General features: G+C 70.3%; 18 protein-coding genes. 10 read left to right on the forward strand and 8 right to left on the reverse strand.

From position 1 onward, the window contains the following. Window positions 1-40: 40 nt before the first annotated feature. The 3 genes from BMY07_RS18505 to BMY07_RS18515 all read left to right on the forward strand — a co-directional run bounded on the left by BMY07_RS18505 (window position 41) and on the right by BMY07_RS18515 (window position 3,231). A complete protein-coding gene (locus BMY07_RS18505; RefSeq protein ID WP_092779855.1) occupies window positions 41-1,168 on the forward strand; it encodes a polysaccharide deacetylase family protein in 1,128 nt (375 codons plus the stop codon). Between the two features lie 90 nt (window positions 1,169-1,258). Then, window positions 1,259-2,218 (forward strand): ATP-binding protein, encoded by a 960-nt coding sequence (locus BMY07_RS18510; RefSeq protein WP_092779857.1) that lies wholly within the window; start codon window positions 1,259-1,261, stop codon window positions 2,216-2,218. 140 nt (window positions 2,219-2,358) lie between these two features. Further along, on the forward strand, window positions 2,359-3,231 hold the full coding sequence (locus BMY07_RS18515; protein WP_177215632.1) for a coiled-coil domain-containing protein: 873 nt from the start codon (window positions 2,359-2,361) through the stop codon (window positions 3,229-3,231). A gap of 731 nt (window positions 3,232-3,962) precedes the next feature. On the opposite strand, the gene BMY07_RS35900 is transcribed toward BMY07_RS18515, so the two are convergent. Beyond that, complete coding sequence (locus tag BMY07_RS35900; protein ID WP_092779861.1) at window positions 3,963-4,973, reverse strand: polyprenyl synthetase family protein; 1,011 nt, start codon at window positions 4,971-4,973, stop codon at window positions 3,963-3,965. A 400-nt stretch (window positions 4,974-5,373) separates the two neighbouring features. Between BMY07_RS35900 and BMY07_RS18525 the strand changes: the two genes are divergently transcribed. Then, window positions 5,374-6,447 (forward strand): terpene synthase family protein, encoded by a 1,074-nt coding sequence (locus tag BMY07_RS18525; protein WP_143073538.1) that lies wholly within the window; start codon window positions 5,374-5,376, stop codon window positions 6,445-6,447. On the opposite strand, the gene BMY07_RS18530 is transcribed toward BMY07_RS18525, so the two are convergent. Next, a complete protein-coding gene (locus BMY07_RS18530) occupies window positions 6,444-6,926 on the reverse strand; it encodes an Lrp/AsnC family transcriptional regulator (RefSeq protein WP_177215633.1) in 483 nt (160 codons plus the stop codon). The two genes, BMY07_RS18525 and BMY07_RS18530, sit on opposite strands and share 4 nt — an antisense overlap. Window positions 6,927-7,077: 151 nt before the next feature. Between BMY07_RS18530 and hppD the strand changes: the two genes are divergently transcribed. Continuing rightward, window positions 7,078-8,280: a 4-hydroxyphenylpyruvate dioxygenase gene (gene hppD / locus BMY07_RS18535; protein WP_092779865.1), complete on the forward strand. Its 1,203-nt coding sequence runs from the start codon at window positions 7,078-7,080 to the stop codon at window positions 8,278-8,280. 125 nt (window positions 8,281-8,405) lie between these two features. Then, the gene (locus tag BMY07_RS18540) at window positions 8,406-8,657 is read left to right on the forward strand and encodes a hypothetical protein (RefSeq protein ID WP_143073539.1); all 252 of its coding nucleotides are present in this window, start codon (window positions 8,406-8,408) and stop codon (window positions 8,655-8,657) included. A gap of 67 nt (window positions 8,658-8,724) precedes the next feature. Here BMY07_RS18540 and BMY07_RS18545 read toward each other — a convergent pair whose 3' ends face one another. From BMY07_RS18545 to BMY07_RS18560, 4 genes are all read right to left on the reverse strand, one after another. Beyond that, window positions 8,725-9,882, reverse strand: a complete 1,158-nt coding sequence (locus BMY07_RS18545; RefSeq protein WP_092779869.1) for a cystathionine gamma-synthase — start codon at window positions 9,880-9,882, stop codon at window positions 8,725-8,727. Window positions 9,883-10,031: 149 nt separating this feature from the next. After that, window positions 10,032-10,550 carry a hypothetical protein gene (locus BMY07_RS18550; protein ID WP_092779871.1) on the reverse strand — a complete coding sequence of 173 codons (519 nt, stop codon included), beginning with the start codon at window positions 10,548-10,550 and terminating at the stop codon, window positions 10,032-10,034. A gap of 88 nt (window positions 10,551-10,638) precedes the next feature. Continuing rightward, the gene (locus tag BMY07_RS18555; protein WP_092779873.1) at window positions 10,639-11,946 is read right to left on the reverse strand and encodes a hypothetical protein; all 1,308 of its coding nucleotides are present in this window, start codon (window positions 11,944-11,946) and stop codon (window positions 10,639-10,641) included. Window positions 11,947-12,065: 119 nt separating this feature from the next. Beyond that, the gene (locus tag BMY07_RS18560; protein WP_092779875.1) at window positions 12,066-13,445 is read right to left on the reverse strand and encodes a cystathionine beta-synthase; all 1,380 of its coding nucleotides are present in this window, start codon (window positions 13,443-13,445) and stop codon (window positions 12,066-12,068) included. A gap of 167 nt (window positions 13,446-13,612) precedes the next feature. On the opposite strand from BMY07_RS18560, the gene BMY07_RS18565 reads away from it, so the two are divergent. After that, on the forward strand, window positions 13,613-14,425 hold the full coding sequence (locus tag BMY07_RS18565; protein WP_092780075.1) for an SGNH/GDSL hydrolase family protein: 813 nt from the start codon (window positions 13,613-13,615) through the stop codon (window positions 14,423-14,425). Window positions 14,426-14,509: 84 nt separating this feature from the next. Then, window positions 14,510-15,730: an acetyl-CoA C-acetyltransferase gene (locus BMY07_RS18570; protein ID WP_092779877.1), complete on the forward strand. Its 1,221-nt coding sequence runs from the start codon at window positions 14,510-14,512 to the stop codon at window positions 15,728-15,730. A gap of 77 nt (window positions 15,731-15,807) precedes the next feature. Here the strand turns inward: BMY07_RS18570 and greA are convergent, their stop codons facing one another. Next, window positions 15,808-16,302: a transcription elongation factor GreA gene (gene greA / locus BMY07_RS18575; protein WP_092780077.1), complete on the reverse strand. Its 495-nt coding sequence runs from the start codon at window positions 16,300-16,302 to the stop codon at window positions 15,808-15,810. Window positions 16,303-16,477: 175 nt separating this feature from the next. After that, window positions 16,478-16,918: a DUF4307 domain-containing protein gene (locus BMY07_RS18580; protein WP_092779879.1), complete on the reverse strand. Its 441-nt coding sequence runs from the start codon at window positions 16,916-16,918 to the stop codon at window positions 16,478-16,480. Window positions 16,919-17,046: 128 nt separating this feature from the next. Between BMY07_RS18580 and mca the strand changes: the two genes are divergently transcribed. Together mca and BMY07_RS18590 are read left to right on the forward strand one after the other, a co-directional pair. Beyond that, window positions 17,047-17,928, forward strand: coding sequence for a mycothiol conjugate amidase Mca (gene mca / locus BMY07_RS18585; RefSeq protein WP_092779881.1), 882 nt, complete (start codon window positions 17,047-17,049; stop codon window positions 17,926-17,928). Further along, window positions 17,925-18,197, forward strand: coding sequence for a hypothetical protein (locus BMY07_RS18590; RefSeq protein WP_092779883.1), 273 nt, complete (start codon window positions 17,925-17,927; stop codon window positions 18,195-18,197). The genes mca and BMY07_RS18590 overlap by 4 nt, the downstream gene beginning before the upstream one ends. The last annotated feature ends 5 nt before the right edge of the window (window positions 18,198-18,202 follow it).

Raw genomic sequence — 18,202 nt, forward strand, 5'->3', positions numbered from 1 at the left:
AGCGGCAATTCGGGGAGCAGTGGCAGGGGGAGGGGCGCGAATGTCGACCAGGAGGCGTTGGGAGTTCGTCGTCGTCGGGACCGCGGTGGTCCTGGCATTCGTCGTCCTCGTCGTCATCGGCACCGGGCGACCGCAACCGCAGGGGCAGGTGCGCGAACCGGAACCGCACCCGCAAGCCTCCGCCGGACCGCCGAAGTGGATGCGGAAGCTGAACCCGGGCGAGAAACCGCCGCAGTTCGTGCTGTTCTCGTTCGACGGCGCCGGATCGCACGAGCACTGGCAGAAGTTCTTGCCACTTGCCAGAAGCGTGAACGCGCATTTCTCCGGGTTCCTGTCCGGGATCTACATGCTGACCGACGCGCAGAAGGCCGACTACACCGGACCGGGCCACAAACCCGGTCGCGCGTCGATCGGATTCGGCGGCTCACCCGAGGACGTGCGCGCGCTGATCGGCGACCTCAACACCGCCGTGGACCAGGGCAACGAGGTCGGCACCCACTACAACGGGCACTTCTGCCACGGGTCCGAGCCCAGCGTCGGCCGGTGGGACACCGCGCAGTGGAACTCCGAGCTGGACCAGTTCTTCGCGTTCGTCGACCGCGGTAGGGCGATGGGCCTCAAGGTCGACCCGAAGACCATCAAGGGCGGCCGGACACCCTGCCTGGAGGGCGACTTCGACGTGCTGCTGCCGGTCCTGGCGCAGCGCGGGATGACCTACGACACCAGCCAGGTCTCGGATGGACTCGCCTGGCCCACGACACAGCACGGGGTGTGGGAATTTGCCATGCCCTCGGTTCGGGTGCCGGGGCTGAAGTACAAGAAGACAATCATGATGGACTACAACTTCTGGTACCTGCTCAACAAGGCCAAGGACGAACCCGCGCGGGCCGCGGAGTTCACCGGGGTGGTGTTCGACACCTACGAACGCGCCTACCAGGCCGCTTTCGACGGGAACAGGGCGCCGGTGGTGGTGGGGAACCACTTCAACACCTGGTCCGGCGGCGCGTTCACCGCGGCGACGGAGAAGTTCATGGGGTCGGTGTGCGCGAAACCGGAGACGGTGTGCGCCACCTACTCCGAGGTCGTGGAATGGCTGGGCATGCAGGACCCGGCGGTGCTCGACGCGTTCCGGAAATTGCCGAACGCGCAGATCGCCCAACCGAGCTGATCACATTCGGGTGGTCCTGCTTGCGTTGGATAATGATAACCGATACCAGTAGTGGGGTCAGATCCACCCGGAGCACACCCGGAGACCCCCGTGAAGATCGCCTTCGTCGGCAAGGGCGGCAGCGGCAAGACCACGCTGGCGTCGTTGTTCCTGCGCCACCTCGCCGCGGAAACGCCCGCGCCACCCCTGCTCGGCATCGACGCCGACATCAACCAGCACCTGGCCGCCGCGCTCGGCGCCGGGGAGGACCACCAGCAGCCCACCCTCGGTGAGCACATGTCGGTCATCAAGGACCACCTGCGCGGCGACAACCCGCGGGTGCACTCGGCAGGCGACATGATCAAAACGACCCCGCCTGGCCGCGGCTCGCGGTTGATCGGGATCGACGACGACAACCCGCTCTACACCCGGTTCGTCCGCGTGGTGGACGGCGTCCGGCTGGCCGCCACCGGGCCGTTCACCGAGTCCGACCTCGGGGTGTCCTGCTACCACTCGAAGGTCGGCGCGGTCGAGCTGCTGCTCAACCACATGGTCGACGGCGCGGGAGAATACGCGGTGGTCGACATGACCGCGGGAGCCGATTCGTTCGCCTCCGGGCTGTTCACCCGATTCGATGTCACCTTCCTGGTGTGCGAGCCCACCCTGCGCAGCGTCGGGGTGTACCGGCAGTACCTCGACTACGCGCGCGACTTCGACGTGCGGGTCGCGGTGGTCGGCAACAAGGTCATCGACGGCGACGACGTCGCCTTCCTGCGCCAGCACGTCGGCGCCGACCTGCTCACCTGGATCGGCCGCTCCGACCACGTCCGCGCGGCCGAGCGCGGCGACATCCGGCCGGTCGAGCAGCTCGAACCGGCCAACCGCGACGCGCTGCGCTCGATGCGCGCCCTGGTCGACGGGGTCGAGCAGGACTGGCCGAAGTTCCACCGGCAGACCGTGGAGTTTCACCTGCGCAACGCCACCGCGTGGGCCAACGGCCGCGCGGGCCGGGACCTGGCCGACCAGGTCGACCCCGGGTTCGTGCCGGGACCGGTGTCGCTGGCGGGCTAGCGGAGCGGGTTCAACGGCTCCCGGCAGGCAGGTGCCCGCGTGGCATCCCGGGGCTGTTGTGCCCCCTCTGCGGGGTGATGTGTCACCCGGTTGAGCGGCCTTCATGTTGCCGCCGGTGGCCTCGCGGGTACGGTCGTCCCATGGGCCCCCAGCAGGATCACCCCGAGTTCGGCGTGTCGCGGCACGGCTACGACCGGACCCAGGTGAAGCGGTACCTCGGCACCCTCACCGAGCAGCACGCGGCGACCACCGCCGAGCGCGACGAGGCGCGGGCGCGGGCCGAGGAGTTGGACGGGCAGCTGCAGCTGGCCCGGCGCGAGATCGCCGCCCTCACCGACCGCCTCGACAAGATCGGCAACGCCGCCGCCGCGTCCTCGGCCCCCAACGCCGCCGAACGCGCCGCCCGCGCCGTCGCCACCGCCGAGGCCCAGGCCAGGGAGATCACCGCCCGCGCCGAGGCCGCCGCCGACACCGCGTGGTCCGCTGCCGAGGCCGCCTCCACCGCCCTGCGCGACCGCTACCGCGCCCTGATGGCCGACGTGGAGAAGCGCCACACCGAACTGCACCAGGCCCACGAGCAGCTCATGTCCGACACCCGCGCCAAGGTCGAGGACATGACCACCGCCGCGACGGCCCGCCAACGCACCACAGACGACCAGGCCGAACGCGACCGCCAGCGCGCCGAACAGCAGTTCCAGCAAGAACTCACCACCCGCCGCGCCGACCTCGACACCGAGATCACCACAACCCGGGCCGCCGCCACCACCGAAGCCACCCGCCTAGTCCAAGCCGCCACCGACGAGGCCGACAAGCGCATCGCCACGGCCACCAGCCACGTGGAACGCCTCACCGCCCTCCGCGAACAACTAGCGGGCCGCTTGCGCGGCACTTCGGAACTGCTCACCCAGAGCACCCAGCTCCTAGAGCCGCTGGAAGCAGAGTCCGAAATGGACGAACTCACCGCCAACGCCCCCACCGCCAAGAACCTCCCCATCCCCCAGAAAACCAGCTAACCCCCCCGCCGCCACCCGCGCCCCCTCAAGATCAACTCCGCTCCGGGGCCCACCCTCCCGGGGCCTGGGGCCCCATCTCTGAACTTATCGACCCCGAAGGTTTGTCAATAGCCCTCGACGGCCGGCTGTGGATGGTTGAAGGGGTTGTGGACAGCTCCTCGCGCTGGACGATCGTCGGCTGGTTCGAGCTGGTGGAAACTTGGCGACGGTGGTCTCCGCCCGGCCTCCACGATCGTTGGCCGAAACGCACCCCTCACAGGCGATGCTCCTCAACGTGCCCCTCTACGACGTTGGCCCCAACACGCCCCTCTGCAACGTTGGCCAGCCACGCGCTCCTCGGAGTCGCTGGTGCCAGGCTGGCTCGATGGGGTGGACTTGTTTTGTGTGGGGGGACGGCGCCCGTAGCGTTGTTCACGTGGCAGGGCCTGCTTGTGGGCCCCTGCTTTGTGGTTCTGCCCGGGTGTCGTAGGGGCCCCGCGCAAAACAAGTTCGCCCCATCGAGCAAAGCTCGTAAATCGCGCCCCGGCCAATGCCGAAGGCGAGGTCTGTCCGTCGACGGCGCAGCCGAGCACGAGAGCCGGACACCCCTCAGCTCAAGATCAAACCGCTCAAAGCAGCCCCCGATATACAGCTTACCGACGACCACCGACAAAACGCCCAGAGCAAGCAGCCCCCTGTGGATAACCCCACCCCCACACCCCACCCACCTGCGGCAGCCCCACCAGCACCCCTCACCTATCCCGTCGCACCAAATGCCCCGCCAACACCCCCAAACTCTCCGCCGCCGCCCCCACCGGCTCCGCCTCCGCCAACGCCGCCGCGGCCAACGACAAATGCCGATCAGCCTCAGAAAGCGCCCACTCCCGCCCCCCAGCCGAACTGATCAACCCAGCCACCCGAACCTGCTCCGCCGCAGAGAGCTCACCCTCCACATCCAGATACACAGCAGCCAACTCGGCCCCAGCAACCGTTCCGGAGTTCAACGCCGCCACCACAGGCAGGGACTTCTTGCGGTGCACCAAATCCGCCCCCGGCTTCCCCATCGTCTCGGGATCGCCCCAGATGCCCAGCACGTCGTCGACCAGCTGGAAAGCCATCCCCAAGTGCTCGCCCATGTCACGCAACAGCGTCACCCGGTGAGCGGAGGCGCCGCCGAACAGGGCGCCCAAAGCGGTGGCGCAGGCCATGACGGCGCCGGTTTTGCCTGCGGACATGGCTTCGCACTCGGCTACGGTGACCGAGCGGCGGTGGGGGAAGTCGGCGTCGGCGCTTTGGCCGTCCATGAGGCGCCACAGGGCTTCGGTGAGTTGGGGGAGGGCGCGGTCGGCGTGGGGGCCCGCGGCGAGGACGCGCAGGGCCAGGGCCCACAGGGCGTCGCCCGCCAGCAGGGCGGTGGGGACGCCGAACACCGCCCAGGCCGTGCCCCGGTGCCTGCGGGTGCGGTCGCCGTCCATGATGTCGTCGTGCAGCAGCGAGAAGTTGTGCACCAGTTCGATCGCCACCGCCGCGGGTACCGCGGCCACCGGGTCGCCGCCGACCGCGCGGGCTGACAACAGGGTCAGCGCGGAGCGCACCATCTTGCCGCCGTCGCCCCTGACCGGCAAGCCACACACGTCCAGCCAGCCGAAGTGGTAGCACGCTATCCGCCTCATGGCAGGCGGCAGCGAGTCGACGGCGGCACGCAGCGCAGGCAGCACCGCGGTGCGGCTCTCGGCAAGCAGCTGCTCGATACCGGGACCCATTCCTCGCGCTTTCTCCGTCGACCTCGATGGCGGCCCCTGAATGATCCCGTGCACCTGCACACCCGCCGGTGATCTTTTCGGGTGATCTCGGTGCCACCGCGCCCCCGCATGGCCCAACCCCGGCCGCGCAGGGTGGTGGGAGCGCTGCCGCACAGGTGAAACCCATTCACACTCGGGTGACGTGGTGCCCGCACATCAGTGGTTAAGGAAGCAACGACCACGGACCGCCCGCGCCCGCGGCGTCCGAGTCCGACACGATCACCGGTGTGGCCCAACGCGCTCATGCACACGGTGACGACCGTGCGTCCGCACAGGTGAACCGCTGCGGCATCCGCATGAGCCGGATGGAGCGAAACAATCCACCGCGTTTACACTTGAACCATTAAATGGAGGAGTTGGTGTGAAAAATTCCCCCCACCCGGGCGCCGGACTCCGTTACGGAATGACCTACCGGCTGCCCGCGCTGCCGACCCGGTGCCCGCTCGCGGTGCACCCGGACGCCGCGGCCACCGCGCCGCGGGTGGAGTCGTGGCTGCGGCCGTACCTGGTCGACTACTTCGGGGAGTCCGAACAGGACAGTCCGGTCACCGGCCACTACCTCCGCCAGGACCTGCACCGCTGGGGCGCGCTGTGCATGCCGCACACCAGGTCGGACCGGTTCTTCCGGCAACAGCTGTGGATGAACGCCGCCGCGCTGCTCGACGACGCCTTCTCCGCGCCGTGGCTGCGCGAGCAGACCGCCAGGGACCGGTTGGCCCGCCAGTTGTGCGCGGCCGTCGAGGGAACCCCCGGCGGCGCCACCCCGCTGGCCCGTCTCCTCGGTGACGTCCACGCCCTGCTGCTGCCCACCGCTGGCCCGTTGCGCGAGCGCTTGGTCCAGGTCGGCACGAGCGTGGTCATCGACAACGCCAACCAGCACGACCTCGGCGAGTTCGACGACCTCGACGCCTACCTCGGCTCCAGCAGGCGCGTGAACGCCTACGGGCACTGGATCCTCACCATCGCCGAGTGGGCGCTCGGCATCGACCTCGGCGGGCTCGTCGACGAGGACCCGTTGGTGCGCAAGGCTTGCGCGCTCGCCATCGACCACTGGATCCTCGTCAACGACCTCTACTCCTTCGCCAAGGAGATCGAGGAGGGCGAGAAGATCAACGCCGTCTGGGTCCTGTTGGGACAGGGCGCGCCGCTGCAGGAGGCGCTCGACGCCATCGCCGCCCGCGCCGTGGCCACCGAGGAGCGGTTCATCGCCACCAGGGACAAGATCTCCCGCGGCCCGCTGCGCCACCGCGACGACCTCGCCCGGTTCCTGGCCGAGGTCGGCCACATGATCACCGGCAACCTCCGGCACGCCAGGGAGAGCAGCCGCTACCACGGCGATGGCCACCGGGTGGCCGACGACCTGGCAGGCAACCTCGTCGCCGAGCAGCGGACCCTGGTCCGGCTGGGCACGGTTCACCAGCCGCTGGCCGACTAGCGGACCTCGCGCTCCAGCAGCGGCCGGACCCGGGTGGGGATCGGCGTGGACAGCGCGATCGAGGTCGACGTCCGGCGCACCCACTCGACGTTGACCACCCGGTCGATCACCCGCTGCAGGTCGGCGTTGTTCTGCGCGACCATCCGCACCAGCAGGTCGCCCTCGCCGGTGGTGGCGTGCACCTCGCACACCTCCGGGATGGCGTGCAGCCGGGTGGCGACCTCCCCGCGCTTGCCCTGCGCGATCTCCAGCACGGCGAACGCGGTCAGCCCGTAGCCCATCGCGGCCAGGTCGACCGCGGGCGGGAACCCGGTGAGCACCCCGCGCCGCTCCAGCCGGTCCATCCGCGCCTGCACCGTGCCGCGGGCGACGCCGAGCCTGCGCGAGCACTCCAGCACGCCCAGTCGGGGCTCGTCGGTGAGCAGGAGCAGCAGTCGGGCGTCGAGCACGTCGATCCCGGGACTTTCCTCGGCTGTCACGTCTCTCCTTGGGCAGAGTGTTCAGTTTGCCAGACACGCATGGTGACACCCTAGTCATCTTGTCCAGTGATCTTCCTAAGTGTTGCGCAGGATGCACTGGGGTACCCATGCTGCGTAGGCAGGTGCAGGACGCGAACGCAGGAGGAACGCCATGACGGGCACGCTCAACCGCGGTGACCAGGGCATGGACGAGGTGAGCTTCGACCAGCTCCGCCAGCTCGTCGGCCTCGTCGAGTACGACGAGAGCAAGGACCCGTTCCCGGTGCGCGCCATGGACGCCGTCGTCTTCGTGGTCGGCAACGCCACCCAGACCGCGCTGTTCTACCAGGCGGCGTTCGGCATGACCCAGGTCGCGTACTCCGGCCCGGAGACCGGCAACCGCGACCACAAGTCCTACGTGCTCAAGTCCGGCTCGGCCCGCTTCGTCATCAAGGGCGGCGTCGACCCCAAGAGCCCGCTGCTCGACCACCAGCGCGCGCACGGCGACGGCGTGGTCGACCTCGCCCTCGAGGTCACCGACGTGGACAAGTGCCTGGCGCACGCCCGCGCCCAGGGTGCGATCGTGCTCGAAGAGGCGCACGACGTCACCGACGAGCACGGCACCATCCGCGTCGGCGCCATCGCGACCTACGGCAAGACCCGGCACAGCCTGATCGACCGCTCCCGCTACAACGGCGTCTACCTGCCCGGTTACGTCGAGAAGGCCGGTGCGTACAAGAAGCCGGAGGGCGCCCCGAAGCGCATCTTCCAGGCCGTCGACCACTGCGTCGGCAACGTCGAGCTCGGCAAGATGGACTACTGGGTCGACTGGTACAACCGCGTCATGGGCTTCGTGAACATGGCGGAGTTCGTCGGCGACGACATCGCCACCGAGTACTCGGCGCTGATGAGCAAGGTGGTCGCCAACGGCAACCACCGGGTGAAGTTCCCGCTCAACGAGCCCGCGATCGCGAAGAAGAAGTCGCAGATCGACGAGTACCTGGAGTTCTACGGCGGCCCCGGCTGCCAGCACATCGCGCTGGCCACCAACGACATCATCGCCACCGTGACCGCCATGCGCGCCGCCGGTGTCGAGTTCCTCGACGTGCCGGACTCCTACTACGAGGACCCGGAGCTGCGCGAGCGCATCGGCAACGTGCGGGTGCCGATCGAGCAGCTCAAGGAGCACGCCATCCTGGTCGACCGGGACGAGGACGGCTACCTGCTGCAGATCTTCACCAAGCCCACCGGCGACCGGCCCACCGTGTTCTACGAGATGATCGAGCGGCACGGCTCGCTCGGCTTCGGCAAGGGCAACTTCAAGGCCCTGTTCGAGGCGATCGAGCGCGAGCAGGACCGCCGGGGCAACCTGTAACCACCAGCGCTGTCGTGGCCCCCGCCCGGATCCCGGGCGGGGGCCACACTCAGCTACTGCTCAGGTGCGGTGGCGGGTGGGCGGGTACGCTCGCCCCCAGGGCGATATCCACCTCGGGGAGAACCATGGCCACCTCACGCAGGGCGATGCCACTGGCGGGCGCCGCTGCCGCGGCGCTGGTGCTGGCCGGGGTGGCCGTGTTCACCGTCAGCAACGCCGGGTGCGCCAGCGCGGGGGAGTTCGTGCAGCGCGGCCAGGGCCTCGAGCTCGTCGGCGGCTGCGTCGACCCGGCCGACCTGCCGCCCGCCTCCAGCACCCCGACCGTGGGCACCAACCCGGGCAGCGCCGTGGAGCGCTTCCACCAGGTCAGCCCGTAGCCCGAGGTCCCGCGAGAAGAGGCCCGATCCCCGCTCGGGGGACCGGGCCTCGTTGTCGTCCGGGGGACTAGTCCAGGGCCTTGAGCAGGTCGTTCACCAGGTCGGTGCCGTCCTCGATGCCCACCGACAGCCGCAGGATGTCGCCCGCGATCTGCAGCGGCGACCCGGTGGTGCTCGCGTGCGTCATCTTGCCGGGGTGCTCGATGAGCGACTCGATGCCGCCGAGCGACTCGGCGAGGATGAACAGCTTGGTGCGGGCGGCCACCGCCAGCGCGGCCTCCTCGCCACCGGCGACCGAGAACGACACCATCCCGCCGAAGCGGCGCATCTGCTTGGCGGCGACCTCGTGGCCGGGGTGCTCTGGCAGGCCGGGGTAGTAGACCTTGGTGACCTTCGGGTGGTTGAGCAGCGCCTCGACGATCCGCTCGGCGTTGTCGCTGTGCCGCTCCATCCGCAGCGCCAGCGTCTTCGCCCCGCGCAGCACCAGCCACGCGTCGAACGGGCTGGGCACCGCCCCCGCGGCGTTGCGCAGGAACGCGAACTTGTCCCGCAGGTCGTCGTCGGAGGTGATGAGCGCGCCGCCGACCACGTCGGAGTGGCCGCCGAGGTACTTGGTGGTCGAGTGCAGCACCACGTCCGCGCCGAGGCCGAGCGGGGACTGCAGGTACGGGGTGGCGAAGGTGTTGTCGATGACCAGCTTCGCGCCGCCCTCGGCGGCGACCGCGGCCAGCGCGGCGATGTCGGCGATGCCCAGCAGCGGGTTGGTCGGCGTCTCCGACCAGATGACCTTGGTGGTCGGGCGCAGCGCGGCCTTGGTCGCGGTCAGGTCGGACAGGTCCACCGAGGTGTACTCGACGCCCCACTGGGTGAGGACCTTGTCGAGCAGCCGGAAGGTGCCGCCGTAGGCGTCGTTGCCCAGGACGACGTGGTCGCCCGGCCTGGTCATCGAGCGCAGCGCCACGTCGGAGGCGGCGAGGCCGGAGGCGAAGGCCAGGCCGTGCTTGCCGCCCTCGAGCGCGGCGAGCGCCTGCTCCAGCGCGGTCCTGGTCGGGTTGGCGCTGCGCGAGTACTCGTACCCGCCCTCGCGCACGCCGCCGACGCCGTCCTGGGCGAAGGTGGAGGTGGCGTAGATGGGCACGATCACCGAGCCGGTGCGCGGATCGGGCTCTTGTCCAGCGTGGATCGCCCTGGTCTCGAAACCCCAGCGCGACGTCTCGTCTGCCATGTCCCCCAGGTTACGGGGGACCGCCCAATCGACCACCATGTGGGACCGTTCCCACTATGAGGAATATTTCACCGATCGAGTGATGCTTGGTGGTAGTGCCGTGCGGTACAAGCCCGCACGGCCCCGATCCAGGTCCCGCGTCAGGTCGATCAGTACCGGGCCGCGCCGCGCAGCCACCGGCCGGTGGACGGCAGCACCGCGAAGAAGAAAGCCAGAATGCCCGCGATAGCGCCGACGGCGAGCAGAATGGTGTAGCTGTCGTTGAACTCGGTGAGCGCCGTGAAATAGTCGCCGATTCCGAGCCCGATGCCGCGCAGCAATTCCGAGACGAACGGTTCCAACGGCAGCGAGGCGACGCCGAGCACCGCGGAGATCGCGACGACCGGGACACCCGCCCTGCGCCGCGCGAACAGCATCACCGCGCCGATCAGGGCCAGCGCCGCGAGCATCAACCTGCCGATGACCAGGGACTGGAGCCCGGGCGGGAGTTCGAAGACATCACTGGCGTAGGGCACCTCGGCCACGAAGTACGCCGAGGAGCCGCCGATCCCGGCCGCGGTGCCGAGCGCGGCGAGTCCGGCGACGACCGCCGTCGCCGGGCTGCCCGGGGCCGCCTGCTGGAATTGCGGGTAGTAGCCCTGCTGCTGGTATGGCGCCTGGTAGTTCACATTTCCCCCTCGCGTCTTCCTGGACGACCCCAAAGACGCGGATAGGCCCCGGCAGGTTGCCGGGGCCTATCAACTCAGTTCGCGCGAGTCACCACTGCTGCGGCGGCTGCCCACCGGGCGGCTGCTGGCCGAACCCGCCGGGCGGGGGCGGCGGGGGCTGCTGCCCGTAACCCTGCTGCGGCGGGGGGAACCCGGGCGGCGGGGTCTGCGGCGGCTGGCCGTAGCCCGGCTGCTGCGGGGGCTGCTGCTGGCCGAACCCACCGGGCTGGCCGTACTGCTGCTGCGGGGGCTGCTGGCCGTAGCCCTGCTGCTGGTGCGGCTGGCCGAACCCACCGGGACCACCGGCGCCGGGGCCACCGGCGCCGGGGCCACCGGGGCCGGGGCCACCGGGGCCGCCGGACCCGCTGCTCAGCGAGCTGAGCGGCGAGCTGCCGAGCAGGTAGTCCTTGGTCTGCGGGAAGAACGCCAGCGCACCGGCACCGGCGATGAGCAGGCCGAACACCAGCGGGGTCATGATCTGGCCGACGAAGCTGAAGGTCGCGCCGTTGATGATCGCGGCGACCACCAGGCCGCCACCGCCGCCCGCGACCAGCAGGTGGGCGATGTTCAGGTTCTTCTTCAGCGCCAGCAGGACCGCGCCCGCGATCGCCACGCCCGCGCCCGCGATCTGGACGAAGGACAGGAAAGTGTTGAAGCCGCTCGGGCAGTAGCTCGACGCCACCCCGCCGAGCCCGCGCACGTCACCGCAGAGGCCGCTGATGGTGGAGATGTTGGACATCAGCGAGATGCTCATGATCAGCGCGATCAGGCCGAGCACCGCGACGGCGCCGAGCACGATCAGCGCGATCATGCCGGTGTTCTGGCCCTGACCACCCGCGCCGGGCGCGCCGCCGAGACCGGACTGCTGGGCGAAACCGCCCTGCTGGCCGGGGTAGCCGCCGGGCTGCTGCTGGCCGTAACCCTGCTGCTGGCCGAACCCACCGGGCTGGCCGTACTGCTGCTGGGGCGGCTGCTGCTGGCCGTAGGGCTGGTGGAACCCGCCGGGGGGCGACGCCTGGTCGGCGGCGCTGGGCGGCGGGGCGTAGGGCGGCGACTGCGGGACGGAGCCGGGCGGCACCATCTGCGTCGCGTCACCCTGGCCCGGGCGCACGACCTGCGTGCGGTCGACGCCCTCCTCCTCCCCACCGGGAGGGGTCTGACCCGGGCGGATGGCCTGCGTCCGCTCGACGCCGTCGGCGCCGGTGGTGTCACCGGGTGGTGGCGCGTAGTGCGGCTGCGGCGGGGGGTACCCGCCCGGCTGCTGGCCGTACGGCGGCTGGTCCTGACCGGGTTGACCAGGCCACTGCTGGGGCTGACCGCCCTGCCATGGCTGGTTCGGCGGCTGGGGAGCACTCATCGGGTTTCCCACCCCTTTTGACCTGGACTATCAGTTGGCAAATCAGATAACTCTGCGGGTAACGCTATCGGACGCGATATCCGTGCGCGGTTCGCGGCTCGCGGGGTGACCATAGGGCGTCACCGCCCGGCCAGGAAGCCCAGGAGATCTTGCCTGGTCACCACGCCCGCGGGCTTGCCGTCCACCAGCACCAGCGCGCCGTCGGCGTCGGTGAGCGCGGTCATCGCCACCGACACCTGCTCACCGGCGCCGATGGTGGGCAGCGGGCCGGACATGTGCCGGTCCAGCCGGTCGGCCAGCGCGGCCTTGCCGGTGAACAGCGCGTCGAGCAGGTCGCGCTCGTTGACCGCGCCGACCACCTCGGCCGCCATCACCGGCGGCTCGGCGTTGACCACCGGCATCTGGCTCACGCCGAACTCGCGCAGGATGGCCACCGCGTCGGCGACCGTCTCGGTCGGGTGGGCGTGCACGAAGTCGGGGATCGTGGTGCCCGAGGCGCTCTTGCGGCGCAGCACGTCGCCCACGGTGGCGCCGGAGTGCTCGGGCGGCAGGAACCCGTACTGGGCCATCCACGAGTCGTTGAACACCTTCGACAGGTAGCCGCGGCCGCCGTCGGGCAGCAGCACCACTACCACGTCGTCCGGGCCGAGCCGCTTGGCCAGCCGCAGCGCCGCGGCCGCCGCCATCCCGCACGACCCGCCGACCAGCATGGCCTCCTCGCGGGCCAGCCTGCGGGTGACCTCGAAGGACTCCGAGTCCGACACCGCGATGATCTCGTCGGCGACCGAGCGGTCGTAGGTCTCCGGCCAGAAGTCCTCGCCTACGCCCTCGACCAGGTACGGCCTGCCGGTGCCGCCCGAGTAGACCGAGCCCTCCGGGTCGGCGCCGATGACCCGCACCTTCCCGCCCGAGACCTCCTTGAGGTAGCGGCCGGTGCCGGAGATGGTGCCGCCGGTGCCGACGCCCGCCACGAAGTGCGTGATCTTGCCCTCGGTCTGCCGCCACAGCTCGGGGCCGGTCGAGTGGTAGTGGCTCGCCGGGTTCTCCAGGTTGGCGTACTGGTTCGGCTTCCACGCGCCCTCGATCTCGCGGACCAGCCGGTCGGACACGTTGTAGTAGGAGTCCGGGTGCTCCGGGGCCACCGCGGTCGGGCACACCACGACCTCGGCGCCGTAGGCCTTGAGCACGTTGCGCTTGTCCTCGCTGACCTTGTCCGGGCAGACGAACACGCACTTGTAGCCCTTGCGCTGGGCGACCATCGCCAGGCCGACGCCGGTGTTGCCCGAGGTGGGCTCGACGATCGTGCCGCCGGGGCGCAGCTCGCCGGAGGCCTCGGCCGCCTCGACCATGCGCAGCGCGATCCGGTCCTTCACGCTGCCGCCCGGGTTGAAGTACTCCACCTTCGCCAGCACGGTCGGGGCGAGCCCTTCGGCCAGGGTGTTCAGCCGCACCAGGGGCGTGTCACCGACGAGATCAAAGATGTGCTCGACGTACTCCACCGAGGGCTCCTTCGTGGGGTCGCGTTAGGGGTTCGCGTCGTTGACCTGCTCGTGGGGAGCGTATCCCGGCTCTAGCGCCGGTGAAGTAATCGCCGCGTTTGGTAAAGAGGAGGTCGGTAGGGGCGATAGGTCTAAGACAGTCACCTTTGGTCGAAGGGGGGCAGGCGATGCTGTGGATCCGTGGGCTCTGGGTGGCCGCTGTGGCGGCAGGCTCCGTGGGCGGCCTGTCCGGCGCGGCGTACACCCTCTTGCAGTCGCAGTCCCGACAAGCGCGCAGCATCATCGGTGTACCCCGCGACCTGCCGTTCAACGCGGACGGCTGCTACCTGCCCGACGGAACCGGCCCTGGGCAGGTCGCCGACGCTCTTACCTTCGGCATCTTCGGTGACTCCACCGCCGCGGGGCTGGGTGCTGAGTCGCCGGAAGCGCTACCTGGCGTGCAGCTCGCGAGGGGCCTGGCCGAGGAGGCGGGCCGCCCGGTGCGGCTCACGACCTACGCGGTCGTCGGCTCCCGCAGTACCCACCTCGCCGACCAAGTCGACCGCGCGCTGTTAGACCCACCGAGGGCCGCTGTGGTCATGGTCGGCGGTAATGACGTGACGGCTCGGCTCGGAGTGGCCGCGTGCGCCGAACTGCTCGGCGAGCAGGTCCGGCGGCTGGTCGCGGCTGGCACCGGTGTCGTCGTCGGAACCTGCCCCGACCTGGGCACGGTCCGGCCGATCCCGCAGCCGCTGCGGTCGCTGGCGCAGCGGTGGAGCCTGGCCCTGGGCCGCGCGCAGGCCCGTGCCCTGGTCGGCAGCGGCGCCGCTGTGGTGCCCATGACGCTGGTGTCGCGGCACTTCGCCCGGCGCCCAGACGAGCTGTTCAGCCCGGACCGGTTCCACCCCAACGGCGCCGGGTACGGGCTGGCGGCGGGCGTGATCCTCGCCCCACTGTGCGCGGTGGCCGGGGTGTGCCACAGTGCGGTGACACCCGGCTGAGCAGCGTGGCTCCACGGGTGAGTTACCCGAGGGTAACCTCAGCGGTGTCGTGCTGGACCGGCCTACCGCGAAGGAGCACCCGCCATGCCAGAGGCAGTCATCGTCTCCGCTGTCCGCTCGCCGATCGGCCGGGCGGGCAAGGGTTCCCTGGTCGACATCCGACCGGACGACCTGACCGCGCAGATGGTCCGCGCCGCCCTGGACCGGGTGCCCGCGCTCGACCCCACCGACATCGACGACCTCATGCTCGGCTGCGGCCTGCCCGGCGGCGAGCAGGGCAACAACATCGGCCGGATCGTCTCGGTGCTGCTCGGCTACGACTTCCTGCCCGGCTGCACCGTCACCCGCTACTGCGCCTCGTCGCTGCAGACCACCCGCATGGCGCTGCACGCGATCAAGGCGGGCGAGGGCGAGGTGTTCATCTCCGCCGGGGTGGAGACCGTGTCGCGCTTCGCCAAGGGCAGTTCCGACTCCTGGCCCGACACCCACAACCCGATCTTCGCCGAGGCCGAGGCGCGCACCGCGGCGGTCGCCGAGTCCGGCGCCGACGAGTGGCACGACCCGCGCCTGGACGGCCGGGTGCCCAACGCCTACCTCGCGATGGGCCAGACCGCCGAGAACCTGGCGCTGGCCAAGGGGATCACCCGCGAGGAGATGGACCACTTCGGCGTCCGCTCGCAGAACCGCGCGGAGCAGGCGATCAAGGACGGCTTCTGGGCCAGGGAGATCACGCCGGTGACCCTCCCGGACGGACGCGTGGTGGAGACCGACGACGGCCCGCGCGCCGGGGTGAACTACGAGAAGACCGCGACGCTGCAGCCGGTGTTCCGACCGGACGGTCGGGTCACCGCGGGCAACTGCTGCCCGCTCAACGACGGCGCGGCGGCCCTGGTGATCATGTCCGACCGCAAGGCGGCCGAGCTGGGGCTGACGCCGCTGGCGCGGATCGTCGCCACCGGCGTCTCCGGGCTGTCGCCGGAGATCATGGGCCTCGGGCCGGTCGAGGCGTCCCGGCGCGCGCTGGCCATCGCCGGTCTGTCCATCTCGGACATCGACCTGGTGGAGATCAACGAGGCGTTCGCCGCCCAGGTCATCCCCTCGGCGCGGGAACTGGGCGTCGACGACGACAAGCTCAACGTCAACGGCGGCGCCATCGCGGTCGGCCACCCGTTCGGCATGACCGGCGCCAGGATCGCCACCACGCTGATCAACTCGCTGCAGTGGCACGACAAGCAGTTCGGCCTGGAGACCATGTGCGTCGGCGGCGGCCAGGGCATGGCCATGGTGTTGGAGCGCTTGAGCTGAAGCTCTGAGACAAACGAGGACGGCCACCCCATCGGCACGTGGGGTGGCCGTCCTCGTTGTCGAGCGTTGGCTTGGGATCAGCCGCCGTACGGGACCGCCTTGGTCAGGGTGACCTTCTGGGTCTTGCCGTTGGGCAGGTCGTACTCCCTGGTCTCGCCCTCCTTGGCGCCGAGCAGCGCGCGGCCGAGCGGGGACTCGGGGGAGTAGACCTCCAGCTCGCCCTCGCCGCCCTCCTCGCGGGTGGCCAGCAGGAAGACCTCTTCGTCGTCATCGCCGTCGTAGCGGACGGTCAGCACCATGCCCGGCTCGGCGATGCCGTCGTTGGCGGGCGCCTCGCCCACCTTCGCGCCGCGCAGCAGTTCCTGGAGGTGGCGGATCCGGGCCTCCTGCTGGCCCTGCTCCTCGCGGGCGGCGTGGTACCCGCCGTTCTCCTTGAGGTCACCCTCCTCGCGGCTGGTGTTGATCTTCTGCGCGATGACCGGGCGGTTCTCAATCAGCTCGTCGAGCTCGTTCTTGAGCCGGTTGTAGGCCTCCTGGGTCAACCAGGTCACCTGGGTGTCGCTCACGGTCACCAACTCCTCGTCGTACTCCGGGCCCGTGGTCACAGGCCGGCAAACCAGGCCTGGTGGTGCGCCCGGAATGGAAAAAACACGGCCCTCCTAGGGGCCGTGCAGGTCTACGAGCGTACCACGAACACACGTGCTATAACGCCCGTTTTGTCTGGCTAATCGCTTTTCCGGCTGGAGTTCACCCCGTTGGCGGCGCGGTTGTGGACAGGTAGGAGGGTACCTGGTACGAGCAACCGAAGACGTCCGCGGTGACCGGTTCGCCGCTGCTCGCGATGACCGTCGTCATCCGCACGGACGCCTGGCCCGGCGCGATGTACACCTCTTTGCGACCGGTCTCGTCGCCGTTGATGCCGCGCACCCGAACCACGCACACCGCGGCCTGCTCCGGGGTGGTCCTGGTCACGTCGAAGGTCATCCGCATCCGGTTGCCCGGCTCCTCGCTGAACCCGGTCCGCTCGGCCTCGATGGGCGCGGTGCCGAGGTTCTTGTAGCCGAGGAACGCGACCACGATCCCCGCCGCCAACCCGAGGATCACCAGCACCACGGCGGTGCGGCGCGACCTCGGCGCCCGGCGCGCGCCGTAGCGGCCCTCTGGCGGTGTGCGACCGGCGGCGGTCATAGCGGGGGCCTCCTCACCGGGGCGGTCCACCAGGCGGGAACAATGGTCCCCGCCCGGCGCGTTGCGCTGTTCGGGTCGAGTATCCGCCGTGTGCGGGACCACGTTCCAGGAGGGGGCCGAGGAGGACCATGTCCGAGAAGCTGCGTTTGATGGCCGTGCACGCCCACCCCGACGACGAGTCGAGCAAGGGCGCGGCGACGATGGCCAAGTACGTCGCCGATGGGCACGAGGTCATGGTGGTCACCTGCACCGGTGGCGAGCGCGGGGACATCCTCAACCCGGCCATGGACCGCCCCGAGGTCACCGCCGACATCCCCGGGGTGCGCCGCGCCGAGATGGCCAGGGCCGCCGAGATCCTGGGCGTCTCGCACCGCTGGCTCGGCTTCGTCGACTCCGGCCTGCCCGAGGGCGACCCGCTGCCGCCGCTGCCCGAGGGCTGCTTCGCCCTGGTGCCGCTGGAGGAGTCGGTGCCGCCGCTGGTCAGGGCCATCCGCGAGTTCCGCCCGCACGTCGTCATCACCTACGACGAGAACGGCGGCTACCCGCACCCCGACCACATCCGCTGCCACGAGGTCTCCATCGCCGCCTTCGACGCCGCGGGCGACCCGGATCTGCACCAGGACGCGGGCGAGCCCTGGCAGCCGCTGAAGCTGTACTACTCGCACGGCTTCAGCCGCGCCCGCCTGGTCGCCATCCACGAGGCCCTGCTCGAACGCGGCCTCGAGTCCCCCTACGGCGAGTGGCTGGAGAACTGGCCCGCCGAACGCGGCGACATCGCCCACCGCGTCACCTCCCGCGTCGAGTGCGCCGACTACTTCGAGGTCCGCGACGCCGCCCTGCTGGCGCACGCCACCCAGATCGACCCCAACAGCCGCTGGTTCGCGGTACCGCTGGACCTGCAGCGCACCATCTGGCCGTACGAGGAGTACGAGCTGGTCCGCTCCCTGGTCGACAGCACCCTCCCGGAAGACGATCTCTTCTCCGGCCTCCGCGAGAAGGCCTCCCTGTGATCGCCGCCCTGCCCGGTGCCGACTTCCCGACCACCTTCGCCCAGGTCCAGACCAACCCCCCCAAACCCGCCGACCCCGGCGGCCAGGGCGAGGACTTCGGCAAGTCGTCGCCGTTGGGGTTCTTGATCCTGGTCCTGTTCTTCGTGGCGGTCGCCTTCCTGGTCCGCTCCATGACCAAGCACCTCAAGCGCCTCCCGGAGTCCTTCGACAACCCCACCGACGAGCCCGCCGAGGGCGCCGACCCCCCAGCCAAGCCCGCGGCGGGCTAGTCAAT

Origin of the sequence: Actinokineospora terrae (assembly GCF_900111175.1) — a bacterium.
GTDB lineage: Bacteria > Actinomycetota > Actinomycetes > Mycobacteriales > Pseudonocardiaceae > Actinokineospora > Actinokineospora terrae.

Coding starts and splice junctions, on each gene's coding strand:
- BMY07_RS18505 (WP_092779855.1), top strand. CDS start 41: ATGTCGACCAGGAGGCGTTGGGAGTTCGTCGTCGTCGGGACCGCGGTG.
- BMY07_RS18515 (WP_177215632.1), top strand. CDS start 2,359: ATGGGCCCCCAGCAGGATCACCCCGAGTTCGGCGTGTCGCGGCACGGC.
- BMY07_RS35900 (WP_092779861.1), bottom strand. CDS start 4,973: ATGGGTCCCGGTATCGAGCAGCTGCTTGCCGAGAGCCGCACCGCGGTG.
- hppD (WP_092779865.1), top strand. CDS start 7,078: ATGACGGGCACGCTCAACCGCGGTGACCAGGGCATGGACGAGGTGAGC.
- BMY07_RS18540 (WP_143073539.1), top strand. CDS start 8,406: ATGGCCACCTCACGCAGGGCGATGCCACTGGCGGGCGCCGCTGCCGCG.
- BMY07_RS18545 (WP_092779869.1), bottom strand. CDS start 9,882: ATGGCAGACGAGACGTCGCGCTGGGGTTTCGAGACCAGGGCGATCCAC.
- BMY07_RS18555 (WP_092779873.1), bottom strand. CDS start 11,946: ATGAGTGCTCCCCAGCCGCCGAACCAGCCATGGCAGGGCGGTCAGCCC.
- BMY07_RS18565 (WP_092780075.1), top strand. CDS start 13,613: ATGCTGTGGATCCGTGGGCTCTGGGTGGCCGCTGTGGCGGCAGGCTCC.
- BMY07_RS18570 (WP_092779877.1), top strand. CDS start 14,510: ATGCCAGAGGCAGTCATCGTCTCCGCTGTCCGCTCGCCGATCGGCCGG.
- BMY07_RS18580 (WP_092779879.1), bottom strand. CDS start 16,918: ATGACCGCCGCCGGTCGCACACCGCCAGAGGGCCGCTACGGCGCGCGC.
- mca (WP_092779881.1), top strand. CDS start 17,047: ATGTCCGAGAAGCTGCGTTTGATGGCCGTGCACGCCCACCCCGACGAC.